The sequence below is a fragment of the Blautia hominis genome (assembly GCA_002270465.1).
Classification (GTDB): Bacteria; Bacillota; Clostridia; order Lachnospirales; family Lachnospiraceae; genus Blautia; species Blautia hominis.
This window is the reverse complement of record NQOF01000007.1, coordinates 334644-351550: the sequence shown is the minus strand read 5'-3', so window position 1 is coordinate 351550 and position 16907 is coordinate 334644. Positions and strand designations below refer to the sequence as shown.

Here is a 16907-nt window from a genome sequence, read left to right as displayed (position 1 = left end):
TGTAAGATATGCAGTTAAATGCTGTGTTCTTTCTAAAATCGCCTCCGCTCTATTTCTTCGAGTTTTTTTAAGAAATCAATCTCCATCTGCTGCTTTTTATTTTCAGCTCGTAACATTCGGTTTTCAATCTGAAGACATTCCTGTTCCGATAAAGTCTCCTCAGATTTTGACTTGCCACGTCGGTCAACCAGTTTTTCCGCTCCACCGGAATTGTATTTTTTTACCCATGAATAAACCTGTCCATAGGAAACCTGGAATTCTCTGGCGCTTAATGCATAATTATTATTGTTCGCAATACAATGCTCCACAATCCGTATACGTTCCTCTAATGTTGTTTTTCGTGTTGTATCTTTAACCATGTCAAATGATCCCTCCGGCCTTGAATCCATTAATTCTTCATGGTTATTATACATCATTACCCATTGTCTGACAGTAGTTGGTGCAAATATTTCGTATTCAGCTGCTACCGATTGATATGTCTTCCCTCCTGCAAGATAAGCGTTAACTACCTGCTGCTTAAACTCTGCCGAGTAATTAAGATTTGAATGGTTGGCAGTCAGATAAGCATCGCCAAACTGTTTATACAATCTGCACCAGCTTCTTACACATTTAGCATCTACACCATATGTCTGCCCCAGCTGGTAGCATGAGATTCCCGCTGCTTCGTGCTCTTTAATGACTTTTCTCTTAAACTCTTCATCATATCTTTTCCTGGACATAGAAATGCTCCTTATATAGTAGATTTTTCATATTTCATCTGTCTACTATATAGGGAGCATATCATTTACAAGGGCTTGTGGCATTTTGTACCAAAATATGAAATATAGTAATGTTTTATCTCCTTTTACTTTTTTTCTGGATCTCTTTCATTTTCCGTTTTGTTATAAACTGATAGTCTGAACGAAATCTACATGCCTGATGAAGATCATCCGTCATTGTTGTTCGTTCATATATTGGCATGAATCCCTGATCTTCTATATCAGCGAAGTTTATGTCTTTTAGGTTCTGAAGCAATTCTTCTGTCGTATACGTGTTACACAATGAACGTTTCAACAGCCTGAAGTGCAGCAAGGCGAGAAAACAGGTAAGAAAATGTGCTCTTATCCGGTCTTCACGGGCAAGATAAACAGGTCTTGCCTCGAAATCTGTTTTCATGGTCCTAAAACATTCTTCAATCTGCCACCTTCCTTCGCTTACTTTTAAGATATCCGGGACATCATCATCTAACAGATCAGTACACACTGCATAAAGTCCATCATATTTTTCTTCTACCGCAATCTTATCGGTATCAAGATAATAATGGATGCCTGCCTTTTCTCCCTCTTCAGTCACAGCAGCTTTATTCACAAACCTTGCCGGATCATTTGGATTTTTGTGCTGTTTTTTGAAGGAACCATTGGAAACCATTTTTTCAGCACGGGCGATCTGTTCCGCACGAACTGCTTTCCGATAGGCAGCATATTTGGGTGAATAGGTTATGATCAGTCTCTGGTGAAGCTTTTTGGTTGTATAAGGTTCATCTTTATAAAAGAGTCCCTGTTTATCTTCCGCATCCGGTTGTGCGATATCAATAGGAGCGTCATCGGATAAACGTTTAAATCCGCTCCTGTCTAAAGCCCATTCCCGCTCTTGGCTTGGGAGCTTTTTGATGGACTGAGTAACAATAAACGCACGATTTCCTAAATGATTAAAAAAACGGTTATCCTCAGAAGCAAGACCGGCATCGCTGCAGTAAATAAATCTTTGGCAGCCGAATTGCTGAAGTAGCTTGAGTTCCAAAGGCTTCAATGACCTCTGCTCGTTCTGGTTTCCGGGGAAAATAGAAAACGCAAGCGGAAGTCCGTCCCCATCTGTAAAAAGCCCCATCTGGACAATAGGGTTTGGCCGGTGCTCCTTTGATCTTCCGTATTTTTTGTCACCGTCTTCCTGTTCGATTTCAAAGTAGTAGTTTGTGCAGTCATAATAGAGGACTTTATCATTTCTTTCACCGAGAAAAAAACTGTTCTTATAAACTTCAGACTGAATGAAGTCTGATTCTTTTGCAAGGATCGAAAGGGCCCGGTATACGTCATGGAGCTGATAGGCAGGCGGTTCAAGGAACTGTTTTGCTGCCCGGAAAGAAGAGCTCTTGCTGGAAGGCTCTAACACTCTGGTATAAATGAGATCAGAAAGGATGGCATTTAGATCATATTCAAACTTATACCGTTCCTTGATCTTTCTACAGACAGAATCCATCTTAAGGCCGTAATAAATAGATTGAAGGAAAAGATATCCCCCTGAAAAAAGTTTTTTCCTGCTATAGTCCATAAGTTTATTAGAATGGAAAGGGATCATGACGACAGCTTCCTCTGTTTCATTGTTGTATTTTATGGTTTCGAGTTTTGCTTCTTCTTTAGCCCATGCCATGACACCATCCCTGTCTGTGTTCAACCGTTTGGAAAGCTCATTCAGAGTTCCTAGTTTACGGATTGTTTTTGAAGTACTTTTTCCTTGTGCATTTGTATAGGACTTTGTAATGTAAAAAGATTTTGAATTTTTGGATTTGGATGTAGTAACTCGCATAAAGATCACCTCTATAAATAGGTATACCACGCATCACTAAATATTACTATATAATAAAAAGAAAAATTTGACAAAAAAATAAGCCTAGCATAAGGCTTGAGCGTACTTTTATAATTATTGATGTGTCAAACTCCCGTGTAATCATACCTTCTTTCATAGTTCATAGCTTTTATATTTTACCAAAAAGAGACATGAACTCAAGTGATTCCTAAGGAGACATTATCACAAGTTAATAACAGATTTTTCTGGGCGGTCTTGACATGCCAGCTTATTTTTGCTATTAAATAAACAAAGGCTCAACAGCAGAAAACTGCTGTCAAGCCGCATCTATTATCATAGAAGATCTGAATTTACAGAAAAAATCTCACACCGTCAACGCTGGGGGAATAACAGAAAGAATATTTATACAGAATACTGATACCGGACTGATTAAACCAAGAAGATTCAGAGATGAAAAATGAGGTGTGCAGATATGTAGTTAAAATCTGCATGCCTTATTATGGGTGTAAGCGGGTAGAGGATAAAGCTGTAAATGACAGATGAAAATATTAAAATTTATACATAAAAATCACGTTAATACAAGACAAAACAGAAGTTATTGTTTAAAGTATAAAGAGATGCATAGTTGAGGTGAAGAAAATTTTACTATAAGGAGGAACAATAAATGTTTTTAACACTGGATAAGTTTGAAAGAAGAGTAAGTGAACTGGGCCGGCGCAGATATTTTGGCTATCAGTGCATCGCGCCGTTTGTATCTATGGAGGGAAATCTTCCTAAGGATGAGAGCTATTGCGGTCTGCCTGAGAAAATAGAGGGGCCGGAGTTTGGAATCAACGATTCTTTTGTGGGAAGAGACCGTTATCTCTGGATTGAAAAAGAGGTGAAACTGCCGGAAGCAAAAGAAGGCTGTGAGGTGGTTGGTTTATTTGATTTCGGGGAGACCGGGGGAGGATATAACAGTGGATTTGAGTCCATGCTGTACGTGGATGGACATCCTTATCAGGGCGTGGACACCAACCACAATGAAGTTATTTTCCGGGGGGAGGAGGGAAAAGCGTTACGTCTCACATTTCTTCTCTGGACCGGACTGGAAGGGGGCGGCGCGCACCGCACCTTCTTTCATCAGTGTAAACAGGCGGATGTAGCGTATCTGCATAAGACGACAGATGAATTATATTATTTTGCCAAAGCCATCACCGGTACATTGCGGCTGATGCCGGAGGAAAACGAGCAGTATGTGAAGCTGAAAGCCGCTCTGGACCGGGCGCTTCAGTGTATCAACTGGGATGAGGAATATTTCTATGATACAGTGGAGACAGCCTATGATGTACTGATGTCTGAGCTTGATCAGATGGAAAAACATACCGATGTGACAGTCAGCGTAGTAGGACATACCCATATTGATGTGGCATGGCTGTGGCGTCTGAAGCATACCAGAGAGAAAGCGCAGCGCTCTTTTTCTACTGTGCTCCGCCTGATGGAATTGTATGATGAGTTTATTTTCCTTCAGACCCAGCCTCAGCTTTACAAATATATCAAAGAGGACTGCCCGGAACTGTATGCGAAGATCAAAGAAAAAGTGGCGGAAGGCAAATGGGAACCGGACGGCGGCATGTGGGTGGAAGCTGACTGTAACATTTCCTCCGGTGAAGCACTGGTGCGACAGTTCCTCAACGGGACCCGCTTTATGGAGAAGGAGTTTGGAAGAAAATGTGAGTATCTGTGGCTGCCCGACGTATTCGGTTACAGCTGGGCGCTGCCTCAGATTCTGAAACAGTGTGAGATAGACACCTTTATGACAACCAAGATTAGTTGGAACCAGTTTAACAGCATTCCGGATGACCTGTTCAGATGGAGAGGGATTGATGGGAGCGAGGTGCTGACTTATTTTGTAAATACCCCCAGTGAGGGACAGGACTCAGACACCAGATATGCCACCTATAATGGTATGGTGACACCTCATGCGGTGATTGGAAGCTGGGAGAAATTTAAGAACAAGGAACTGAGCAGCGAGACTCTGATCTCCTACGGCTACGGGGATGGAGGCGGCGGTGTTACCAGGGATATGCTGGAGCTGAGAAGAGCCATGGACGTGATTCCGGGCCTGCCGAAAGTAAAGGCTGTACAGGCGAAAGATTTCTTCCGCAGGATGCATGAAAATGTGGAGAAAACGGACCGCTACGTCCACACCTGGGATGGGGAACTGTATCTGGAATACCACAGAGGAACCTATACATCCCAGGCATACAATAAGAAAACAAACCGCCGATTGGAAAACAAACTGGCCCGGACGGAATGGCTGTCCTCTTTGTCTTATATTCTGGGCGGAAATTACGCACAGCAGGAGTTGAATGAAAGCTGGGAATGTGTGCTGCTTCACCAATTTCATGATATCATACCAGGATCTTCCATCCACGAAGTTTATGAGGATTCCCATATTAACTATGGCATAGCGGAGGAGAGGGCAGACCGGGTAACAGATGATGTGCTCAAAATAGTTACAAAACCGGAAGAGCATGTGTACAGCGTATACACCACCAATAGTTTTGGAGGAAAAGAGCTGGTTTTGATTCCGGAAGAAGGTGCAGGAATATTTGTAGATGAAAAAGGACAAAAGCTGGAAGCACAGAAGACTGCAGGCGGTTATGAGGTTCTGGTGGATGTGGAACCTTTTGGGGCAGTTACCGTGAAATTTGAACCTGCCGGAGACGTACATTTTGATGCGGAAGACTCTTTCGGTGACAGTTTTTCTTTTGACGGAAATACACTGGAAACGCCAATCTACACCATTTCATGGAATGAGGATGGGCAGTTGACCGAGATTTTCGATAAAGAGGCAGACAGGTCTGTGTTGAAAGAGGGCCAACTCGGGAATGTACTGGAAATCTATGAGGATAAGCCCATTAATTACGATGCCTGGGATATTGATATTTTTTATACCCAGAAAAAAGAAACGGCAAAGTTGGCAGAAGCTGTAGAACTGGTGGAAAAGGGGGAATTAAAAGCAGTGGTACGATTTGTATTTAAGTACCACAAATCTACCATCCGGCAGGATATGACAGTGTATAAAGATTCCCGAAGAATTGACTTTGTCACCCAGGCAGACTGGCAGGAGACCCAGAGACTGCTGAAAGCTGCATTCTACACCAATATCCGTTCCACAAAGGCGGTTTACGATATCCAGTTCGGACACGCCGAGCGCCCCACCCACTGGAACACCAGCTGGGACTGGGCAAGATATGAAGTCTGCGGACATAAATGGGCAGACCTTTCAGAGAACGGGTATGGCGTCAGCCTGTTAAATGATTGTAAATATGGATACAGCATCAAGGACAATGCAATAAAGCTAAGCCTATTGAAGAGCGCAGTTTACCCGGACACTATGGCGGATAAAGGGATTCATAAATTCACTTATTCTCTGTATCCTCATATTGGAAATGTGACAGAAGGCGGGACCATCGAAGCCGCCAACCAACTGAATCTGCCTGCACAGGTTGTTTCCGGTGTATTTACCGACCGGAGAAAGATTGTGGAAGTGTCTTCAGACTGTATGCAGATTGATGCAGTGAAGAGAGCGGAGGATGAAGACTGCCTGATCGTGAGGCTGCATGAGTGCAGGGGCGGAAGCAGAAAAGTGACACTCACTTCCCAGTTTGGTGTAAAACGTATTATGCCCTGTAATTTACTGGAACATGACAGCGGGGAGGCGGTGGAAGGGGCGAAAGTATCCTTTGAGGTTACACCGTTTATGATTAAAACCTTTAAACTGTATCTGTAAAAACAGATAAAAAATAAACTATTAGACGGACTGCTATCGCCTGTGGCGGCTGATGGCAGTCCGTTGATTCATAAGGGAAAAATGAACTTGCGGCCGGCGGTAAAAGGATCCATCAGCCGGATGAGATACTCTTTCCTTTTATTGTGTGATTATTCACCGGGAGTGAATCTAAAATAATGCTGTTGTTTATGGCATAAAACACTTGACAAAATTTGTAAACGCGTTTACAATCTAAATAAAAGTAAACGCGTTCGCATTTTAAAAAGAAAAAACAATATTCCTTGACGCCCACCCCAAAGTAAGATACTATTCATTATGAGTTAATGCGTTCACAATTTTAACTACAACGATATATCTGCAATTATAGAAAAAAATACATACTATATGGCTGTTTATGAAAAAGGTTATGAAACAAAGAGACGTTTGATCATGTCAATGTACAACAAATTAAAGGTACAGGATGCATCAGAAATTACTGTACGTGAGATCGCGAAGGAGAACCAATGTTCTCCGGCTGCGTTGTACCGGCATTTTGAAAGTCTGGAATATTTGATCATCCTTGGCTCCATGAGATTTTTTATCGACTACATGGTTGAATACGGTCATCTGATGGATTCCAACAATAATTTGATGGATTCCTACATCAAAGGATGGAAATTATTCAACAAGTACGCATTTGAGAGGCCCGACCTGTATTACCGTCTTTTGTGGGGGCAGTATAACGCCATGTTTTCGGATGCGTTGGTGGAATACTTTGAACTGTTTCCGGTGTCAGGATCGGAACGGTATCCTGCGTATTTTTATACGCTGCTTTTTACTGAGGATATCATAGAGCGTGATTTTCTGATGCTGAGGCGGGCCGTGAATTATAATTTGTTATCTTATGAAGATGCTGTTTATTTCAGTAAATCCAATACACTGATCGTCAAGGGAATGCTTGAGATGTATATGGGGCGTGATTTGGAAAGCAGAAGGCAGGGAGAGCAGGAATGCAATGAACTCCTTCTGAAAAATCTTGAAAAGGTTTATGTTCCATCTGAATATGGACTTTAAATGCAGGGAGGGATAAGAGTATTGATTTTAATTGCAGTCAGGTGAACGCATTGGCTATTTTTTTGAAATGAAAAGTGAACGCATTTACAAATTGGGGCAAACTAAAAATATTCTGCATAAATATTCTGTTGAAATGTAATGGGGAATACAGGCTTTAGGGAAAAAGGAGGAGGTTTCTATGGTAATTACAGGTAAGAAACGATGGTTTGTGCTGGTGATAGTATCTCTGATGGCGGGTGTTATGGTGTACGTGCCGTTTCTGCGCTACAGTTATTATGATCAGATGGTTATGCTGTTTTCTGAATATAAACCGGTCGCATCTGCAGCCAATGTAAATGAATTTATTGGTGATTTTAGTTTCTGGTTTGGCCTTGTCTGTACGATAGGATATCCGATAGGCGGGATTCTGGTAGATAAGTTTGGTGAAAAATGGCTGCTGATCATCGGTTCAGTCATGATGGGGGCATGTTCCTTTTGGTTTGGCCTGGTACCGGATAAGTTGTCTATTATTATTATCCATGTATTATATGGTGTCGGTACCAGCTTCTTCATCTGGAATGCTTATCTGAAGACTACACGTAAGATGGGAAATGCGTCTGAGCAGGGTTCCATGTTCTCGACTTCTGAATTTGTCAGAGCGATCATGGGCATGCTCCTCGGCTTCCTGGGCGTTGCCTTGTTAAACCGAGCGATCATGCCGGGCAATGCAACAGACCTTCAGGTGCTGGGGGCGCAGTGGAGGAATATGCTGTTTTTCAACGGCGCTCTGTTTTTAGTATTGGCAGTCATCGTATTCTTTGTGGTTCCCAATAACATCATAGGGGCAGAGGACGCGGAACTTGCCGCCTCCGGAAAAACTGCATCAATACAGGAGAAACTGACCGCGGCGTCTGTTCTCAAAGTATTGAAAATGCCCGGTACATGGCTGTTGTCTCTGCTGATCTTCTTTTGTTTTTCCTTTACCTCAGCGGCAAACGGATACCTTGGTTCCTATACGGTAAATGTCCTCGGCATTTCCCAGACACAGGCGAGTACATTTGCAGTTGTCCGAAACTACATCATCGCAGGTCTTGCAACTCTTGCCATCGGATTTATCGCGGATAAGATTGGGTCAAAGGTAAAAACACTGGGGTATTATCTTGCCATAGCGACTGTACTGACAGTGGCAGTTCTCTTAACCAAAAACGCTGCATTTCTATGCATTGGCGTTACCTTTGTATTCGCTGTTGTTTATACGGGCATGCGCGGCATTTATTTTGCGACTCTGGGTGAAGTTGGAATACCGCTGTCACTTACAGGGGTCGCAACCGGGGTGATCTCGCTGATCTGTTACCTGCCGGATGTGTATTTCGCTAAACTGGCCGGTATCTGGCTGGATAAATACGGGAAGTTTGGCTATGACCTGATATGGTATTGGGTGATTGGCTGCGGAATCCTGGGTATCTTGGTTGCGTTTATTTCGGTTCGTTATTCCAAGAAGCTGAAAGCAGAAGGAAAAGTCCAGTGATTTGGAAAGCGTATATCAGGAGATCAATAAAGTAAACTCATGAAAGGACGATACTTATGAGTACGACGCAAATGATTTTAGCGGGAGCTTTGATCGTCATTGACCTGTTGGTCTGTATGGTGATTGGTATAAAAACGAGAGGCAAGGCGAAAAATGCTGAGGATTACTTTATTGGCGGGAAGAGAACAGGTACGTTTTTACTTTTCCTTACTGCATGGGCAAGTTTCAGCGGTGCCGGTAATTTTATAGGTCAGGCCGGAAGGGGAGCACTGGAGGGGATCAGCGCTTACTGGCTTTGGCTGGGAGAGGGGCTGATGGGCGGAATTATCATGGGATATATTCTGGCGCCTTATCTGGCCAGGTTTAAATATCTGTCCATGCCTCATTTTGTGTCCGGCTATCTCTTTGGCGGGGACCACTATATCCGCAGGGTGGGCGGTCTGGCGGCTCTGATGCCCAATGTGGTCTGGCCCGGCGCGCAGATTATGGGAGTGTCCTATGTTCTGGAGCAGGTGTTTGGGATAGATTACCGGATCGCGGTTATCGTGTGCGGAATTGTTTTTATTTTTTACACGGTAAGCGGCGGTCTGGAGGCTGTTATTTATGCGGATGCGCTCCATGGGACCATTCAGATGATCTTTGCGGTGGTTGTGATCTTCTTTGGATTAAAGCTGTTTCATTTTGATTTCGGATATCTGCAGGATCAGATCATGCAGGTTGACCCCGCAAAATGGAATCTGTTCGCAGAGAAACCAACTGTTATTGTGACAGGATTTCTGACAGGTCTTGTGGGGGCTGTTTCCAATCCTATTTTCTGGAATCGTGCATTTGCGGCAAAAGATGTGCAGACGGCAAAACGGTCCTACGGGATTACATTTTTTATGAATATCATTATGGTCTTTATTATGATCACCATCGGAATCGCTTCTCTCATGTATACCAATGCGGGAGACCAGGCACTTGTCTGGGTGATCTTAAATAAAATGCCGCCTGTCTGCGGTATCATCCTGGCGGAGAGTGTACTGGCTGCCTGTATGTCCTGTGCGGATACACATTTGAACTGCGCTGCGGCAAATGTGGTCTCCGATATCATAGATCCGGACTCGAAACTGGACGGGGAAAAGAGTATTAAATACGCGAAGGCAGCCACATTGGCAGCGGGAATTGTGGCTATTTTATCGGGATTGTATGCACCGTTTATTTACGCTTTGGGTACCTACGGATACACAGTCTGCGGCGGGGTTTTGATTCCCCTGTTTGTGATGGGATTAATATTCCGGGACCGTAAATCAGAAGAATTCAGTTCCAGGCTCAGCATTAAGGCTGCCAGGATCGGCGTCACTCTGGGGATTGCCGCGGCAGTTGCATTTGAGGTGATACCTCCTCTCACTGCAGTATTCGGAGGCGGTGTGATACCTGCTATCGCAGCAACGGTACTGGGTACTCTGTTACCTAATGCTTTTATAAAAGAATAAAATGTATGGTGATTTATTCAGAAATGGAGGTGTATTTCCAAAAAAGTGAACTTGTTTGTAATGATGCGGTTTAATAAGAAAATGTTTTGACAGATTCAGAACAAAGTATAAAAGGAGAGTGGAAATATGACTGACAGGAACAGACCTTTAAGACTGGGAATGCATACCTATACGCTTCATTTCTTCGGCCTGGGAGAAAGCTGGGGATTTGGAAAGGATTACTATTTTGAGCAGACTATGTCCCTATATGAACTGATGGATAAAGCAGTGGAATGGGAACTGGACGGGCTGCAGATCACAAAAGTGGATCTTTTAACAACAGCTGAAAAAGACCCGTTTGGAACCGAGAATCTGAAAAAGGTGGCACAGGCTGCCGGAGAGCACGGGCTGTTTCTGGAATTTAATTCATCCTTTCAGGCAGGGAGTGATTCCCGTGTGAACTGTACGGCAGAGGAAGCCCTTCGGATAGGGCATGATCTTGACGCGGAGCTGGTAAAATTCAGTCTTGATATTATAAGGCCAAGAGAACTTTACGGCTCCTGCATGCATCCGGATGTTATGCGTCAGATGGCTGACCGGTACGATGCATTTAAGAAGGCAGTTCCTTTGATTGAAGAGTTCGGCATGCAGATCGCAATTGAAAATCATACGGATACCTTTGCAGACGAGATTTTATGGATCGTAGATAAGCTGAACCATCCGCTCATCGGTACCTGTGTAGATACGATGAACCCGCTCCAGGTTATAGAAAACCCGTATTATGCCATGGAACGTATGCTGCCCAAGGCATACTGCTGCCATTTCAGTGATGATATTATTGTCGTGGACCCATTGGGTGTACATGATATCGGAGCTGCGCACGGACAGGGTTCCATGGATTGTCCGAAGATGGTTTCCCAGATACGGGAGAAGTCACCAATGGATAAGATTATCTTTGAAAATGAGATTGCGTTCAGGAGTATGGAGGAGCCCATCGAGGAGGCCAGAGCAAGGGAACTTCAGGCCTGTGAGGAAAGCGTCAGGTACCTTCGGGATGTATTAAAACTGGGCGTAAGGAATAGATAAACATTCAATTTAAAATATGGCGGGACAGACGTTATCCGTCAAAGTTCAGGAGGAAATGGTATGTCAAGAGAGCAGATGATACATGATGCGGCTATGGAAATTATGCGTGATGTGGGCGTGAGGATCCACAATCCGAAAGCAGTTGAAATCTTCATGAAAAACGGAATCAGGGTGGAAGATAATACGGTATATTTTACAGAAGAACAGGTTATGCACTGGGTTAAAATGGCTCCGGAATCATTCACTCTTTATGCAAGAAATCCCAAATATAACATGACAGTAGGCGGGGATCATATCAACCCGGCTCCCACATACGGATGCGCATTTATTGATGACTGGGGCGGCCAGCGCCGCAGAGGAACCATGGAGGACTATATCAAATGCTTAAAACTTGTCCAGGCGGAGGAGAGTTATTCCATTAACGGCGGTATTATGATCCAGCCCGGTGATGTACGGGAAGAGACTGCGGCAATAGAAATGTTTTATGCAACGCTGCTGTATTCTGACAAAGCGATCATGCTGCCAACTGGTTTTAAAAACGAGATGAAGCTCATATTTGAAGCCGCCTGTGAACTCTTTGGAAGCAAAGAGGACATGGTTGAAAGACCGGGAATGATCGCGCTGATCAACACCGTATCTCCTCTGTCTCTGGATGAGAGAATGCTGGACTGCCTGATGCTTCTGGCTGAGTACGGCCAGCCTGCCATTCTTTGCCCTGCCACAATGCTGGGCGCAACAGGGTCACTCTCTATGGCGGGCACTCTTGCCAGTGGAACAGCGGAAAATCTTGCAGGAATTGCCCTTGCACAGATGATTCGTCCCGGCACACCGGTGGTCTTTGGAATCCAGTCGACAGCCGCGGATATGAGAGGCGGTATTACGTTTGCCTGTGCAGCTCCGGAGGGAACTCTTATGCAGGGATTTGGAGCAAATATGGCCAGATTTTACGGACTGCCGTCCAGAGGCGGCGGATGCCAGACCGATGCCCCGGTTATCAACTGTCAGGCCGGATATGAATCCATGCTGACTTTTGCTTCCGCTTACCGCCACGGAATCAATCTGGTTATGGAGGCAGGCGGTGTTATGGACAGTGTCAACGCCACCTCCTTTGAAAAAATGGTGATTGATTTTGAGATAATCCGCCAGGTCAAAGCCTCCTTTGCGCCTATTGAGGTGAATGAGGAGACGCTGAATCTTGAAGAAATTAAGGAGATCGGGCATGACGGCAGCTTTGTGACTTCGGACTATACGCTGGAAAACTACAGGGATCTGTACTCCCCCCGCATCGGAGAGCGCAATGCCAAGAATGCTGATTACTTTAAGGAGAGCATTGACAAAGAGATTGCCAGGCTGCTGAAAACTTATGACGACAGCCGTCCGGAGGCAGACGTGGAGACTATGGATAGAGTGAGAGCGGTGCTGGAGAAATCGGGGACAGATATGAGTTATTTTGAATAATGATACGAGGCTGTATTGGATTTAAATTTTCAGTATGCTAAATTTATGAATATGGAATATATAAGAAAAGTGGCATAAACGCGTCTACCGCTGTTTTAGCGGATGCCTGGCGTGTAAGTGAAAAAGGATGGGAAGGGAAATTATATCAGCCCGTGACGGAACGATTGGAGAAATGTAGGGTTAAGGCTGTGCCGTACTGTATGTGGAATAACAGGGGGGAAGGGGAGATGCGTGTGTGGCTGCGGGTGATGAAAGAATATCAGGAAAATATGCAATGATAAGACGCATATTGAAAGCAGACTGTCATTAAACCGGATTTTGGGGGGAATCAGATGGAACCCGTATATACATTTTTTATTTCTGGTGCATAATCTTTATAGCAGTGATAAATCCGGCAGCAATGCCGGATTTGTGTTATAAAAAACTACATCTAAAGGAAAATGACGTTCAAGAAAGTTGGAAATTTCACGTATAAAATGTTATACTAACTGATACATGATGATCGTAATTACCATTCAACGTCAAAAAGGATAAGGTGATAAAAAATGTACATCGCAGATTTACACATTCATTCCCGATATTCCCGGGCCACCAGCAGGGACTGCACGCCGGAATATCTGGATCTCTGGGCGCGCAGGAAGGGGATCCAGATAGTCGGCACAGGTGACTTCACACATCCTGCCTGGAGGGAGGAACTGCGGGAGAAGCTGGAACCGGCGGAGGATGGGCTGTATGTGCTGAAGGAAGGATATAGAATACAGGATTCTACAGCGGCCGCAGCCATGCAGCCGCGTTTTGTCGTTACAGGCGAGATCAGTTCTATTTATAAGAAAAAGGATAAAGTCCGTAAAGTACACAGTCTGATTCTTCTGCCGGGACTGGAGGATGCGGAGATCATCTCCGGGAAACTGGAGAGCATCGGCAACATCCATTCCGACGGACGTCCAATATTGGGATTAGACTGCAGGGACCTGCTAGAAATCCTGCTGGAGCTGTGTCCACGTGCCGTCTATGTGCCGGCCCATATCTGGACACCTCATTTTTCTTTATTTGGGGCGTTTTCCGGTTTCGATTCAGTGGAGGAATGCTTTGATGACTTATCACCATACATCCGTGCCATGGAGACAGGACTTTCCTCAGATCCCCCTATGAACTGGAGGATATCTGCCCTTGATAAATACCAGCTTATATCAAATTCCGACGCCCATTCCCCTGCAAAGCTGGGCAGGGAGGCCAATCTGTTTGACATAGAACTTACCTATGAAGCATTAAGGAATGCCATTCAGGAGGGAGTCGGTCTGGCAGGAACCATAGAGTTTTTCCCGGAAGAAGGAAAATATCATTTTGACGGGCACAGAAAATGCCATCTCTGTTTAAGCCCCCCGGAGGCTGAGAAATACCAGGGCAAATGCCCCGTCTGCGGAAGAAAACTCACGATCGGAGTGTCTCACAGAGTGGAGCAGTTAGCTGACCGCCCGGAAGGATTTCTAAGAGCCGATGGGAAGGCATTTGAAAGTCTGGTACCGCTGCCGGAAGTCATCGGTGCATCTGTGGGCTATTCGGCGGCAAGCAGAAAGGTTGTAAGGCAGTATGAAGAAATGCTCCGGAAGCTGGGACCTGAATTTGAGATTCTGCGCATAATTCCCCTGGAAGAGATCAGAAGCGTTTCCGGGCATTTGATCACTGAGGGGATTCGGAGGCTGCGGGAAGGGAAAGTGGAGAGAATCCCCGGTTTTGACGGAGAGTATGGCACCATAAAATTATTTGAACAGACAGAAATAGAAAATCTGGATGGACAGATGAGCCTTTTTGACGGCATGGAAAACATCCGGGATACGAAAGAAATATCAGGCAATACAGGAACTATTCAGGAAAATGGCCTGTCAGACGAAGTGCAGGAAAACGGCCTGTCAGACGAAGTGCAGGAAAACGGCCTGTCAGACGAAGCGCAGGAAAATGGCCTGTCAGACGAAGCGCAGGAAAATGGTCAGTCAGACGAAGCGCAGGAAAATGGCCTGTCAAACGAAGTGCAGGAAAATGGCCTGTCAAACGAAGCGCAGGAAAACGGCCGGTCAGATAACGCATTGAAATCCCGGAAGGGCCAAACGATCAGCAAACCCGTAGACGGACCCGCACCCCAGCCGCTGAACCCCCAACAGCAGAAGGCCGTCCGGTCCATAGACCGGGCAGTGGCAGTCATAGCAGGTCCCGGCACCGGGAAGACAAAGACCCTTATATCCCGCATTCTCTATCTTCTGGAGACCAGAAAGGTAAAGCCCTCGGAGATAACTGCAGTAACGTTTACGAATAAAGCCGCTGCCGAGATGCAGGAGCGCTTGGGACAGCAGTTGGGAAAAGGCAGATCAGCCCGTCTGATCCAAGTTGGTACCTTCCACTCCATCTGCCTTGATCTGCTGAAAAAACAAGGCATGCAGTTTACCCTTGCCGATGAGACGGAAACCCTGGATATGGCCGCAGACATAGTTAAAAGCAGGAAGCTGGGATTAAAGCCCAGGCAGTTCCTCCAGAAAGTATCCCTGATAAAGACGAACAGCGATGTGGTCACAGAGAATGACTTTCCGGATGTTACACCGTTTGCCGTCCTTGGCATAACAAAACCCGAATACGCCGCGTACATAGAATACCGGCAGACATTAAGAGCCCTGCATATCCTGGACTTTGACGATCTGCTTACAGAAACCCTGAACCTCATAAAAACGGATCCAACCATCCCCGCACAAAGCTTTAACTATCTTCATGTCGACGAATTTCAGGATATCAGCCCAATCCAGTACCGACTGATCATGGAGTGGACAAAGCGGGGCAGAGAGCTTTTTGTCATTGGTGATCCGGATCAGTCCATTTACGGTTTCCGGGGCTCAGACGATAAGTGTTTTGAACATTTAAAAAACGACTTCTCAGACCTTAATATCATCCGCTTGACCGAAAATTACCGGTCCACACCTCAGGTGATATCCGGCGCGGTGAAGGTTATTTCCAAAAATCCCGGCATGGAGAGAGTCCTTCACCCCAACCGGCCGGACGACAACACGCAGGTCCGCCTTGTCACTGCCGGGAGCGAGATGGGGGAGGCTATATTTACCGCTAAAGAGATCAACCGCCTGATTGGGGGAATTGATATGCTGGATGCACAGGAAAAACAGGAAACACGTGCGGAGCATAAGACAAGAAGCTTTGCCGATATTGCAGTATTGTACAGAACACACCGCCAGGCAGAACTTCTGGAAAAATGTCTGCGAAGGGAAGGCATTCCATATGTGATTGCCGGGCGCGAGGATTTTCTTGCAGAAAAGACCGTCCGGGGATGCATCTGCTTTTTCCGCTGCCTGGCAGATCAGGGTGACACAGTGAACAGGGATCTTTGCCTGAAATTACTGTGGGATTTGGAACCAAGCCGGATAAGTGGCAGTATTTTTGAAACCATGCAGGAAAAATATATCCCATTTCTGAAGAAGGGAAAACCACAGAAAGTCCTGGAACAATGGATAGAAGACATGAATCTTACAGATGATATAGCTGTAAATAAGTTTCTTGGAATGACCGTTTTCTATAAATCCATGCAGGAATTTATGGATGCCGTCAGCCTGGGTGTGGAAAGTGATCTGAAACGCTGCGGCGGCAGGCAATATACAGCCGACTGTGTCACGCTCATGACACTCCACGGTTCCAAAGGTTTGGAATTTCCGGTGACGATCATCTATGGTGTCAGAAAAGGCGTGATTCCTTTTGAGAGGGACTCTCATCTAAAGAAAGAAGACAGCGCAGGTATCCGGGAGGAATTCATCACTGACATGGAGGAAGAGCGCCGGCTCTTTTACGTGGGAATGACCAGAGCCAAAGAGGAATTGATACTTACCACCTCCCGGGAAGCCTCTGTCTTTCTGGAGGATCTGCCAAAGGAATCTCTGCTGAGAGAAAGTGCTGATAAGAGAAAGCAAAATGACGGGGGAGAACAGTTAAACCTTTTCGACTTCCTGTAAATGAAGCA

Annotated in this window: 10 protein-coding genes; 8 read left to right on the top strand and 2 right to left on the bottom strand. The window is 45.1% G+C overall.

What is annotated here, in order from left to right; all coding sequences use genetic code 11:
* Nucleotides 1–32 precede the first annotated feature (32 nt).
* Entirely contained in the window at nt 33–719 is a 687-nt protein-coding gene (locus tag CI595_RS21455) for a helix-turn-helix domain-containing protein (RefSeq protein WP_095175651.1), read from the bottom strand.
* 115 nt (nt 720–834) lie between these two features.
* Entirely contained in the window at nt 835–2562 is a 1728-nt protein-coding gene (locus CI595_RS21450; RefSeq protein WP_095175650.1) for an IS1634 family transposase, read from the bottom strand.
* 664 nt (nt 2563–3226) lie between these two features.
* Here CI595_RS21450 and CI595_RS21445 point away from each other — a divergent pair.
* The 8 genes from CI595_RS21445 (at nt 3227) to CI595_RS21415 (ending at nt 16899) form a co-directional block, all read left to right on the top strand.
* Nucleotides 3227–6340 carry an alpha-mannosidase gene (locus CI595_RS21445; RefSeq protein ID WP_095175649.1) on the top strand — a complete coding sequence of 1038 codons (3114 nt, stop codon included), beginning with the start codon at nt 3227–3229 and terminating at the stop codon, nt 6338–6340.
* 429 nt (nt 6341–6769) lie between these two features.
* A complete protein-coding gene (locus tag CI595_RS21440; RefSeq protein WP_095175648.1) occupies nt 6770–7393 on the top strand; it encodes a TetR/AcrR family transcriptional regulator in 624 nt (207 codons plus the stop codon).
* Nucleotides 7394–7571: 178 nt separating this feature from the next.
* Nucleotides 7572–8900 carry an MFS transporter gene (locus CI595_RS21435; RefSeq protein ID WP_095175647.1) on the top strand — a complete coding sequence of 443 codons (1329 nt, stop codon included), beginning with the start codon at nt 7572–7574 and terminating at the stop codon, nt 8898–8900.
* A 56-nt stretch (nt 8901–8956) separates the two neighbouring features.
* Nucleotides 8957–10375, top strand: coding sequence for a sodium:solute symporter family protein (locus CI595_RS21430; protein ID WP_095175646.1), 1419 nt, complete (start codon nt 8957–8959; stop codon nt 10373–10375).
* A 126-nt stretch (nt 10376–10501) separates the two neighbouring features.
* The gene (locus CI595_RS21425) at nt 10502–11440 is read left to right on the top strand and encodes a sugar phosphate isomerase/epimerase family protein (protein ID WP_095175645.1); all 939 of its coding nucleotides are present in this window, start codon (nt 10502–10504) and stop codon (nt 11438–11440) included.
* A 60-nt stretch (nt 11441–11500) separates the two neighbouring features.
* Nucleotides 11501–12898 carry a trimethylamine methyltransferase family protein gene (locus tag CI595_RS21420; RefSeq protein WP_095175644.1) on the top strand — a complete coding sequence of 466 codons (1398 nt, stop codon included), beginning with the start codon at nt 11501–11503 and terminating at the stop codon, nt 12896–12898.
* Nucleotides 12899–13050: 152 nt separating this feature from the next.
* Nucleotides 13051–13176, top strand: coding sequence for a hypothetical protein (locus CI595_RS27405; RefSeq protein ID WP_408608209.1), 126 nt, complete (start codon nt 13051–13053; stop codon nt 13174–13176).
* A gap of 267 nt (nt 13177–13443) precedes the next feature.
* Nucleotides 13444–16899, top strand: coding sequence for a UvrD-helicase domain-containing protein (locus tag CI595_RS21415; protein ID WP_095175643.1), 3456 nt, complete (start codon nt 13444–13446; stop codon nt 16897–16899).
* The last annotated feature ends 8 nt before the right edge of the window (nt 16900–16907 follow it).